The organism is Streptomyces sp. NPDC000151, assembly GCF_040301705.1.
In the GTDB taxonomy this organism is placed as follows: Bacteria; Actinomycetota; Actinomycetes; order Streptomycetales; family Streptomycetaceae; genus Streptomyces.
Map to the genome: position 1 here is coordinate 1 of NZ_JBEPFC010000210.1, position 9,682 is coordinate 9,682.

At 74.8% G+C, this 9,682-nt stretch carries 11 protein-coding genes and 1 pseudogene; 7 read left to right on the top strand and 5 right to left on the bottom strand.

The annotated features are described in order from the left end of the window. On the bottom strand, nucleotides 1-240 hold a 240-nt coding region (locus ABT381_RS33375; RefSeq protein ID WP_351601030.1), incomplete at its 3' end, for an SUMF1/EgtB/PvdO family nonheme iron enzyme. Between ABT381_RS33375 and ABT381_RS33380 the strand changes: the two genes are divergently transcribed. Genes ABT381_RS33380 through ABT381_RS33390 form a run of 3 tightly spaced genes read left to right on the top strand, consistent with a single transcriptional unit; the run spans nucleotide 152 to nucleotide 2,206 of the window. After that, the gene (locus ABT381_RS33380) at nucleotides 152-1,414 is read left to right on the top strand and encodes an extracellular solute-binding protein (RefSeq protein WP_351601034.1); all 1,263 of its coding nucleotides are present in this window, start codon (nucleotides 152-154) and stop codon (nucleotides 1,412-1,414) included. The two genes, ABT381_RS33375 and ABT381_RS33380, sit on opposite strands and share 89 nt — an antisense overlap. Nucleotides 1,415-1,445: 31 nt before the next feature. After that, complete coding sequence (locus tag ABT381_RS33385; protein WP_052867809.1) at nucleotides 1,446-1,655, top strand: helix-turn-helix domain-containing protein; 210 nt, start codon at nucleotides 1,446-1,448, stop codon at nucleotides 1,653-1,655. Continuing rightward, entirely contained in the window at nucleotides 1,655-2,206 is a 552-nt protein-coding gene (locus tag ABT381_RS33390) for a Clp protease N-terminal domain-containing protein (protein ID WP_351601038.1), read from the top strand. Before ABT381_RS33385 ends, ABT381_RS33390 begins: the two co-directional genes overlap by 1 nt. Before the next feature lie 24 nt (nucleotides 2,207-2,230). Here ABT381_RS33390 and ABT381_RS33395 read toward each other — a convergent pair whose 3' ends face one another. From ABT381_RS33395 to ABT381_RS33410, 4 genes are all read right to left on the bottom strand, one after another. Then, on the bottom strand, nucleotides 2,231-3,109 hold the full coding sequence (locus tag ABT381_RS33395) for an SCO6745 family protein (RefSeq protein WP_351601041.1): 879 nt from the start codon (nucleotides 3,107-3,109) through the stop codon (nucleotides 2,231-2,233). A 177-nt stretch (nucleotides 3,110-3,286) separates the two neighbouring features. Beyond that, nucleotides 3,287-4,336, bottom strand: a complete 1,050-nt coding sequence (locus tag ABT381_RS33400) for a PadR family transcriptional regulator (protein ID WP_351601044.1) — start codon at nucleotides 4,334-4,336, stop codon at nucleotides 3,287-3,289. A 4-nt stretch (nucleotides 4,337-4,340) separates the two neighbouring features. After that, nucleotides 4,341-5,255 carry a DUF4097 family beta strand repeat-containing protein gene (locus ABT381_RS33405; RefSeq protein ID WP_351601047.1) on the bottom strand — a complete coding sequence of 305 codons (915 nt, stop codon included), beginning with the start codon at nucleotides 5,253-5,255 and terminating at the stop codon, nucleotides 4,341-4,343. Between the two features lie 83 nt (nucleotides 5,256-5,338). Next, entirely contained in the window at nucleotides 5,339-5,521 is a 183-nt protein-coding gene (locus tag ABT381_RS33410; protein WP_030258837.1) for a DUF6104 family protein, read from the bottom strand. A gap of 171 nt (nucleotides 5,522-5,692) precedes the next feature. On the opposite strand from ABT381_RS33410, the pseudogene ABT381_RS33415 reads away from it, so the two are divergent. From ABT381_RS33415 to ABT381_RS33430, 4 genes and pseudogenes are all read left to right on the top strand, one after another. Next, nucleotides 5,693-6,094 (top strand): annotated as a pseudogene (locus ABT381_RS33415) (CU044_2847 family protein); the annotation flags it as partial. 29 nt (nucleotides 6,095-6,123) lie between these two features. Then, on the top strand, nucleotides 6,124-8,181 hold the full coding sequence (locus ABT381_RS33420) for a VMAP-C domain-containing protein (protein WP_351601053.1): 2,058 nt from the start codon (nucleotides 6,124-6,126) through the stop codon (nucleotides 8,179-8,181). 130 nt (nucleotides 8,182-8,311) lie between these two features. Continuing rightward, nucleotides 8,312-9,334, top strand: coding sequence for an AAA family ATPase (locus tag ABT381_RS33425; protein ID WP_351601055.1), 1,023 nt, complete (start codon nucleotides 8,312-8,314; stop codon nucleotides 9,332-9,334). A 7-nt stretch (nucleotides 9,335-9,341) separates the two neighbouring features. Further along, nucleotides 9,342-9,682: hypothetical protein (locus tag ABT381_RS33430; protein ID WP_351601057.1), on the top strand; the 341-nt coding region annotated here is incomplete at its 3' end.

The following is a 9,682-nucleotide window of genomic DNA, read 5'->3' on the forward strand; positions in this document are numbered from 1 at the left end:
CTCCAGCGGGGTGGGCAGCCGCTTGCCGCGCCACAGGGCGTAGCACAGCGCGTCGCGCCAGCTCACGGACGTCACGGGGTGATCGGGGGCCTCGGTTTCCGGTTCCGGAACGGCGGTCACGACGACCGGCACGGCGGGCCGGCACCGCACCGTGCGCAGGGCGGCCGGGCTGGCCGCCGTGCTGGCGCTGACGCTCACCGCGTGCGGCGGCGCGGGCCCGGAGGGTGACGCGGACGTCACGCTCGACGTGGTGGTCGCCGACTACGGTCAGCGCACCGCCCGGTCCACGACCGACTACTGGAAGCGCCTCGTCGACACCTTCGAGAAGCAGCACCCGGACATCGCGGTGCACCTCGACCCGGTGCCGTACACCCGGCTGGACAAGACGGTCGCGGCCCGGGTCGCGGCCGGTGACGCGCCCGACATCGCGCAGTCCGGCGTCTTCGCCCCGTACGCGGCCAAGGGCCAGCTCTACAGCGCGGACGAGACGCTCTCCATCGGCACCCAGGCCGACTTCGTCCCCGCGCTGGCCAAGGCGGGCGAGATCAGCCACGTGCAGTACGGGATGCCGTTCAGCTCCAGTACGCCGCGCCTCTTCTACAACAAGAAGCTCTTCGCGCGGGCCGGCATCGAGGGCCCGCCGACCTCGTGGGCCGGGATCGAGCGCGCCGCCGCCGCGCTGAAGGCCGCCGGCGTGCGGACGCCGTACGCGCTCCAGACCGGCCCCGAGGCGGCCGAGGACGAGACGCTGAGCTGGCTGCTCGGCAACAACGGCGGCTACGTCGGCATGAGCGGCGGCTACACCCTGGACTCCGCCGAGAACACCGCGGCGCTGACCGCGGTGCGGGACGGCCTGGTCGCCCCGGGCCTGACCGGCCCGAAGGGCCCCGCCCTCAACCGCACCGAGGCCTACCGCGGCTTCGTCGCCGGCAAGGTCGGCATGCTCCTCGCCCACCCGGTGCTGATCCCGATGGCCGACCGGGCCCATGTCCCGTACGGCACCGCCCCGTTCCCCCGGCGCGCGGGCGACGCGGCGACGCCCGCCGGGCTCTCGGACTGGCTGGTGGCCTTCAAGCGGCACCAGCACGTCCGGCAGATCGGCACGTTCCTGGACTTCCTCTACCGCACCGACAACGCGGTGCACTACGCGGGCGGGCAGGGCACCCTGCCGGTGACCGTGCCGGCCGCGCAGAAGATGCGCGCGGACGCCGTGTACCGCCCGCTGTGGCCGTTCGTCGACCAGCTGCCGGAGGTCCAGTTCCAGCCGATGGGCAGGACGAGCTGGCCGCGGGTGCGGGCGGCGCTCCAGGAGAAGATCGCCGGCGCGGTCTCCCGGGACGGCGACCCCGCGGCCGTCCTGTCCGGCCTGCAGAACGAGGCGGACAATCGCGGAGCCGTTGTCAACGAGGGTTGACGCGAGGTGCGCGTCAACCTACGTTGACACCATGACCGAAGCAACGGAACTTGCCGAGCGGGCGGGCGACCGGGACCCGCGCATCGGACTGCGGGCCGTCGCCGCGCTGCGCCGGCTGCTGGAGCAGCTGGAAGCGGTACAGGTGCGCAGCGCCCGCGCCAAGGGCTGGTCGTGGCAGGAGATCGCCGACGAGCTGGGAGTCAGCCGGCAGGCGGTCCACAAGAAGCACGGGAGGCGCTGATGTTCGAGAAGTTCACGGTGAGTGCCCGGGAGGTCGTGCGGGGCGCGGTCGCCCGGACGGAGCGCACGGGCAGCGGCACGGTCGGCGAGGAGGAGCTGCTGCTGACGCTGCTGGACCGGGAGGGCACGGTCGCGGCCGGTGCGCTGGCGGCGCTCGGGGTGCCCGCGCGCCGGGCGGCGCTGGAAGAGGCGCTGGCGCAGGCGCGCCGCCGCGGCGGGCTCTCGCCGGCCGACACCGAGGCGCTGGCCGGGCTCGGCATCGACGTCGGGGAGATCGTCGCGCGGGTGGAGGCCGAGCACGGCGTCGGCGCGCTGGCGCACCCCCGTCAACAGGGCCGGTTCGGGCGGCGTCCCTTCAGCCGCGAGGCGAAGGGCGTACTGGAGCGGTCGCTGCGGATCGCGCTCGGCCGCGGCGAGAAGCACATCGGCGACGAGCACCTGTTGCTCGCGCTGACCACCGGCACCGGCGTCGCCACGGGCGTCCTGGCGGACCACGGCGTGACCCATGCCGAGGTCGAGCGGGTGCTCGCCGAGCGGGCTCGGGCGGCCTGAGGCGCGCGACCCGAAGGCGCCGGGTCAGTGCGGCACCCGGATGGTGCCGATGCCGAGGGTGGTGGTCTTGGGGAGGTGGCCGGACTCGAAGACGGCGGTCAGTAGCGGGGTGATCAGCTGGGCGAGGCGGTCGGCGCGGGCCCGGCCCAGCGCCCGCCACGGGCCGGCGGCCAGCTGGTCCGTCAGCCGCTCGACCGCCTCCCGGCCCTCGTGGGCGCGGTCGGTGGCGCGGCCGTCGGGCGCGATCCAGCCGCGCGCGGCCAGCCGGTCGTGCGCCTCGTGCCACTCCTGCGGGCTCCAGCCGCGGCTGCGGAAGTGCTCCTCCGGCGCCGCGCCCACCGCGGCGAACGAGACCAGCGACTCGCACGGGTCCAGGCCCGCGGTGAGCAGCGCGGCCAGGTGCCCGTCGCCGCGGTGCTCGCGCAGGACGGTCAGCGCCTGCCACAGCTCCAGGTGCGGCTCGGAAGGCCAGGGCAGGTCCAGATTGGCGGCGGCCAGCGGCCGGGCGGCCGGTATCGCGTTCTCCGCGGCCTGGCGGGCCAGCCGGGCCGCCTCCGCGACCTGTTCCTTGGTCAGCCGGTCGCCGATCAGCCTGCGCAGTACCCGGTCCATCGCGTGCAGCCGGGCCTCCAGCACCTTGGCGGGCGCGGCCGTCGACCAGATCAGCGGCACGTACTGCTCGACCATGCGCGGGCTGAAGCTGTAGTACGTGGCGGACACCAGCTCCGGGCCGGCGGCGCCCAACGGCGCGCTGCGCCAGGCGAAGTAGCTGGGCCAACGGGTCCCGACGTCGTATCCGAGCGCCGCCGCCTCTTCGAACGTCTCGGGGGCGAAGTAGAGGGTGGAGTGCAGTGGTTCGAGGTGGTGCCACAGCCGGCGGGCAACCGCGGGGTACTCCGACATCGCATACCTCATGGCCTTCAAGTCGCGTATGGATAAGAAGAATTCATGTCCAGCGTGAGCAAGGCCAGGGGTCGGCGGAACGCCGCGGCCGGTCCGGTGCGGACGGCGGCCCTGCGAAGGGCCGGGTGCCCCGATTACCTGGGGTGAACCCGGCCCTTCGAAAATAACCGTGGGTGACTACCGTGTGGGGCGTCGCAGCAGCGCGCCGATGTGCGCCGCGGCCGTCGCGAGGTGCTGCCGGGCCGCCGCCACCTGCGCCTCGTCCACGCCGTGGTCGCGGGCGGCGTCCCGGAGGTCGTCGCGGAACCGGTCCAGCAGCCGGTCCAGATCGCGGGCCGGCTCACCGGTGGCCGGTTCGTGCGCCCAGGCCGGCTCGGGGGGCGCGGACGCGGCCGAGTCGGTGGTTCCGGACGCCGCCGAGTCAGTAGTACCGGAGGGCGTCGGTCCGTCGGTCGTACCGGGCGGCGCCGTCAGGCCGTCCGTGAAGCGGCCGATCTCGCGCGAGACCTCGGAGAGCGCCTCGCGCACCGCGCCCGGCCAGTCGCCCGAGCGCACGTGGTCCTGGGCCCGCTCCTGGACCCGGCGGATGGCCTCCTGGATCTCCTCGTGCGCGGAGTCCTTGGCGTTCTTGGCCTGCTTGCGGGCGCGCTGCGCCTCCTGCTTGGCCCGCCGGCTCTCCTCCTTCGCCCGCCGGGCCTGCTCCTTCCACTCCTCCTTGGCGCGCCGGAACTCCTCCTTGGCCTGCCGCCACGCCTCGGGGTCGTCGGGGCCGCGGTCGAACGCCTCGGAGGGGCCGGGGAAGCCCGTGCCGCCCGGCTTGCCGTCGCGGCCGGCCTGCCGGCGGGTGGCCTGCGCGGCCTCGCGCATCTCCCGGCGCAGGGCGCGCGCCGAACCGCTGACGTCCTCGCGGATGTCGGTGGCCAGCGCCGCGACGGACTCGCGGATCTCCAGCTCCAGTTCGGCCAGCTCGCCGCCGCGGGCCGCCAGTTCGGCGCGGCCCGCCTCGGTGATGGAGTACACCTTGCGGCCGCCCTCGGTCGCGTGCGTGACCAGGCCCTCGTCGGAGAGCTTGGCGAGGCGCGGGTAGACGGTGCCGGCGGAGGGTGCGTACAGGCCCTGGAAGCGCTCCTCCAGCAGCCGGATGATCTCGTAACCGTGGCGGGGCGCCTCGTCCAGCAGCTTCAGCAGATACAGACGGAGGCGGCCGTGCGCGAAGACGGGGGGCATGGCTCTACAGCACCTTCTTGTCGGCGGGCGGATCGGCGGGCGGATCGGCGGGGGGACCGGCGGGCGCGCCGTCCTCCGGTCCCTCGGACGGCGGGCGGCGCAGCAGCGCGAGCGAGCCGGAGACGGTGGTGACCTTCAGGCGTCCGGTGCCCGCGCCGAGCCGCCCGGTGATGTTCTTCGCGCCCCACTGGCCGCCGACCCGCAGGTCCTCGAAGGCGTTGGCGACCGAGCCGCTGGTGGTGTTGGCCTCCACCTCGGCGTCGGCCGGGTCCGGCAGCCGGATGGCGACCTCGCCGGAGACCGTCGTCAGACGCACGTCCGTGCCCCGGGCCGCCGGGTCCAGGTCGATGACCATGTCCCCGCTGACGGACTCGGCGCGCACCGAGCCGCCGCCGCCCTCGATGACCGTGAGGTCGCCCGAGACGGAGTGGAAGCGCAGGTCGCCGCCGAGGGCCTGGGCCTCCAGCCGCCCGGAGACGGTCTCGGCGAGCACCGGACCGGTCAGCCGTACGAGGGTGCTGTCGCCCGAGACGCCGCGCAGCTCCGTACGCCCCGTGATGCCGGAGACGACCGCGCTCGCGCCGACCGTGCCCAGCTCCACCCGCGCCGCGGCCGGCACGGTCACCGAGACGACGGCGCTGCGCTGCCAGGACTTGCGCTCCAGGAACTTCAGGAAGCCCTTCCAGGGCAGGTCGTCGTAGCCGACCGTGAGCGTGCCGCCTTCATAGGAGACGATCAGCGGTGGGCCGTCGATCTCGGTGATCTCGACGCGGGTGCGGTCGGTCTCGGTGCTGCCGACGACGTTGACCGTGCCGCCGAAGACCCGTACGTGCAGGGTCTCGACGGGCGCTTCGACGTCGAGCGTGCGTGGTGCGGCCACCTCGGCAGGGCCGTCCGGCCACTCGTTCCGGGCTGACATTCCGGGCCTCCCCTGGGCAGACAGGCAACGCAACATATCGCGTTCTCGTAGAACACGATATATCGCGGTCCGGTGAAGTCAAGCTATTCGTCGTCGTCCTCGTCGTCCAGCCGCGCCAGCCAGGTCGCCAGCCGCTCCACCGGCACCTCGAAGTCCGGGTTGAGGTCGACGAACGTACGCAGCTGCTCGGCGACCCAGCCGAGGGTCACCTCCTCCTCGCCGCGCCGGCTCTCCAGCTCCTCGATACCTCGGTCGGTGAAATACACGTGAGTACTCCGCTAAGGGGGTAGGGGTTGAGAGCCTGGGTCCGGACCCCGGTCGGTTCCGGCGCAGGCTCTAAGGACATTCCAGGTCAGGATAGGCAGCCGGGGTCCGGGACCGCGCATCGGCTCCGGGCACGGACCGGCCTCCTGGCGCAGGTGTCAGCGGGGGGTGGCATGAGCGAGGACGCGACGCGTGTCGCACGGATCGAACTGCCGGACGGCACGCCCGTCTGGGCCCGGATATCCGGCGCCGAGGGGTTGATTCCGCGGCCGCGGAACGAGGCGTATGTGGACATCGGCCGCCGGGGCGGCTCCGGGGGAGAGGACGACTACGCCGACAGCGGGTTCTTCACCGACCGCGTCGTCGGGCGGCTGGAGAGCCTGGACGGGCTGGTGCACGGCGTCGCCCGGTCGCTGGCCGGTGCGCTGCGCGACCTGCGGCCCGACGAGGTCAGCGTGCAGTTCGGCATCGAGCTGAGCGGGAAGTCGGGGACCCTGGTCGGGCTGCTCGCGGACGGCGAGGCCAAGGCCGCCATCAATGTCACCCTCACCTGGCAGGGCGGCCCGCCCGCCGACCTCACGGAGGGCGGGACCGGGGGCGGCGCATGAACGGGGCGCACGATCCGGACGCGTACTTCTCCCGGCGCTTCGCCCCGCTCGTCAAGGCCGCCACCGTGCGCATCCACGCCGCCCGTGACGGGTATCCCCACGGTGGGTCGCCGGAGCCGCCGCTGTGGGGGAGCGGCTTCTTCGTCGCCCCCAACTGGGTGCTCACCTGCGCCCATGTCGCGCTGGAGGGCGAGGGGGGCGAAGTGGCGTTGAGCTTCGAAGGGGGCAGCGCGCGCGGCCGCGTCGAATGGGCCGAGCCCGCCGTGCGCACGGCCGGCCTGCTGCCGGCCCCCGACCTCGCCCTGATCCGCCTCCTCCAGCCCACCGCGCACCCCTGCTGCTGGCTCTCGCCGCGCACGTCGCGGGCGCACGGCGGCGAGCGGGTCGCGTACTTCGGGTACACCGAGATCGCCGGGACGGTCGGCGCGTTCGACGGACGGTGCACCGTGCGCGGCGAGTTCGGCGGCGACGGCCTGCTGCGCCTCGGCAACGAGGACGAGATGCCGGCGGGGCTCTCCGGCGGCCCGCTGGTCGACGTCGAGCGCGGCGAGGTGATCGGCGTACTGAAGGGGCGGCGCGGCGGCGCGCGCGACGGCGGGCTCGGCGTCGCGCTGGCACAGCTGCGCCGCATCGGCGTGCCCGGCGCCCCGATCGGGCGCGAGGAGGACGACCCGTACCACCGCGTGCTGCACGCGCACGACCGGTACCACGCCGACCGGCACGCCGACGTCAGCGAGGCCCGGGACACCTGGACCGAGGCGCAGAGCGGGCTGTCCGCCGCGGCCGCCACGGTCGCGGCCCTGACCCCCAAGCGCCGGGTGGTGCTGCACGGCCTGCTCGCCCAGCTGCCGCCGCCGGCCGGCACGCCCGCGCTGGTGGCCCTGGTCGACGAGCTGCTGCCGCGCCGCGGCGAGGGGCTGTCGCCCGCGCCCCGCGGCTGGCGCGAGGGCCTGGAGGTCTACCTCGACCGGCTGGAGCTGCGCGACGCGCACAGCGAGCTGGAGGCCGTGCTGCGGTACGCGGTGTACGCCGCGACCGCCGAGCATCCGTACCCGGCGGCGGCCGAGGCGGTGGAAGCGGTCTGGGACTGGGTGCGCGACCTGGCCATGACCGAGCTGCCGCCGCTGGCCAGGAACCGCCTGGGCGCCGAGTGGCACGCCCGGGTGCGCGCCCGCGCGGTCGGCCGGGGCCGGCGTTCCGGCGAGCACGCGGCCGCGGGCCCGCTGCCGTCCGTCCTGCTGGAGATCACCGAACGCGCCTGGGAGCAGGGCCGGTTCGACTGGTACCTCACCGCGAGCAGACCCTCCGGCGATCTGCCGCTGGGCGAGGGCCGGAGCGGCACGGCGCTGGCCGACCTGCCTGCCGAGCTGGCCGGGCCGCTGAGCGAGGCGTTCCGCCGGAGCGACGAGCCCGGCCGCCCCGCCGTTCTCGAAGTCGCCCTCAGACAGGCGCTGCTGGACCTGGACGTGGACACCTGGCGGATACCGCCGGGCAGCAGACCGATAGGGGAGCTGCGGCCGGTGGTGGTGCGCTGCGCGGACCGGCCGCCGGGCGCGGCGGACGGCACGGAGTACGGCACGGAGTACGGCGAGGAGGAGGGCACTGAGTCGGGGCCCGGGCCGCAGGAGCGCTGGGCGCGGCTGCACGAGGACGGCATGGAGCACTCCTGCGTCGACTGCGACGAGGGCCGCCCCGAGGAGGTGACGGCGGATCTGCTGCGGGAGTTGGGGCCGCGGTCCTTCCCCGTGCTGTGCCGGGTCCCGGAGGGCGACGGCGCGGCCGGGACGATCCGCCGGATCGTCGGCAGCGGCCACCCGGTGGCACTGTGGCGCAGGGAGCGCATGGACCCGGTGTGCGGGGAGTACCACCGCGGCATACTGCGCACGGTCAAGAGCGGCACGACCGCCCACCGGCTGCCCGCCGCCGTCCGTGAGCTGCGCGCGGGCATCGGCGCCGCGGAGCCGGAAGCGTACTGGTCACGCGGGATCACGCTGCTGTACGACGATCCCGGGCGGCCGTTGCCGGGTGCGGACGACGTGCTGGAGACGCCGTGAGGGGCACCCGGGTCAGGGTGTGCTCCCACCGGTTTCCGTGTGCTTCTACCGGGTCGCGGTCCGTCCCGATACGGTCGGAGCGTGGCCGGTGCGCTACCGCCGATGACCCACCACCGACGAGGAGTTCGCAGTGAGCGAACCGAACGAATGGCTCATCTACCGCGGCACGGGCGAGCCCCACGACGGCATCGCCGCGCTCCCCGACCCGCCACCCTGGCGGGACTTCGACGGCGGCCCGCTGGTCGCGCCGGGCCCGGCCACCGACAGCTCCTCCACCCGGCGGCTGGGCGAGCACGTCGCGGAGATGCACCGGCCCAGCGCCGAGGAGCTGGAGATCGTCAACGCCGCGCTGTACCTGCGCCGTCCGCTGCTGGTCACGGGCAATCCGGGGACGGGCAAGAGCACCCTCGCGCACGCCGTCGCCCATGAGCTCAAGCTCGGCAGGGTACTGCGCTGGCCGATCGTGAGCCGGACGACGCTGAACGACGGGCTGTACCGCTACGACGCGATCGCCCGCCTCCAGGACGTGCAGATCGCCGCGAGCAGCCGGGCGGCCGGCGGGCCCGGCGCGCAGGCCGCGGCCCCCGGCGGCATCGGCAGCTACATCCGCCTCGGGCCGCTGGGCACCGCCCTGCTGCCCACCGCGCAGCCGCGCGTCCTGCTCGTCGACGAGCTGGACAAGAGCGACATCGACCTGCCCAACGACCTGCTGAACGTCCTGGAGGAGGGCGAGTTCGCCATCCCGGAGCTGGAGCGGCTGGCGGAGCGGGAGCCCGAGGTGGAGGTGCTCACCGACGACGGGCAGAAGGTCCGCGTCCGCGACGGGCGGGTGCGCTGCCACGCCTTCCCGTTCGTCATCCTCACCAGCAACGGCGAGCGGGACTTCCCCGCGCCGCTGCTGCGCCGCTGCATCCACCTGGAGCTGGGCCAGCCCGACCACAAGCGGCTGGCCACGGTCGTCCGGGCGCACCTCGGCGAGGAGGCGGCTCGCGCGGGCGATGACCTGATCGCCCGCTTCCTGGAACGTTCCCGCAGCGAACTGCTCGCCGCCGACCAGCTGTTGAACGCCATCTACCTCACCCACCAGGCAGCCCCCACCACCCGCGACCGGCTCGCCGACCTGCTCATCCAGCGCCTCGACCGGCCGAGGTGAGCGCGTGATGCGGGACCGTGCAGGACGCCCCACCGCCCCGCAGAGCTGGGCCGACGTCGTCGCCGCCCTGCGCGGCGCGGGCCTGGACCCGGACGCCGGAGAGCTGGCCGACGCCCTGTGGCTGGCGCAGTGGTGCAGGCCGCGCGGGGCGGTGGCGGAGCAGGAGGACGGCGGCGGCACGGCGGAGGCCGAGGGCCGGGTGCCGGGAGCGCGGACGCCCGCGCTCCCGCGCACCGCCGCGCGCCAGGACGGCCCCGGCGCCGACCGGGAGCCGCCCGGCGGCAGGTCCGCCGGGCCGCCCGGCACCACCCACGTCGCGCTCTATCCGGCCGGCCAGGAGCTGCCCGG

What these genes read in the sequence shown, in the direction of transcription:
- ABT381_RS33390 (WP_351601038.1), top strand. Translation starts at nt 1,655, where the DNA reads ATGTTCGAGAAGTTCACGGTGAGTGCCCGGGAGGTCGTGCGGGGCGCG.
- ABT381_RS33395 (WP_351601041.1), bottom strand. Translation starts at nt 3,109, where the DNA reads ATGTCGGAGTACCCCGCGGTTGCCCGCCGGCTGTGGCACCACCTCGAA.
- ABT381_RS33420 (WP_351601053.1), top strand. Translation starts at nt 6,124, where the DNA reads ATGAACGGGGCGCACGATCCGGACGCGTACTTCTCCCGGCGCTTCGCC.
- ABT381_RS33385 (WP_052867809.1), top strand. Translation starts at nt 1,446, where the DNA reads ATGACCGAAGCAACGGAACTTGCCGAGCGGGCGGGCGACCGGGACCCG.
- ABT381_RS33405 (WP_351601047.1), bottom strand. Translation starts at nt 5,255, where the DNA reads ATGTCAGCCCGGAACGAGTGGCCGGACGGCCCTGCCGAGGTGGCCGCA.
- ABT381_RS33400 (WP_351601044.1), bottom strand. Translation starts at nt 4,336, where the DNA reads ATGCCCCCCGTCTTCGCGCACGGCCGCCTCCGTCTGTATCTGCTGAAG.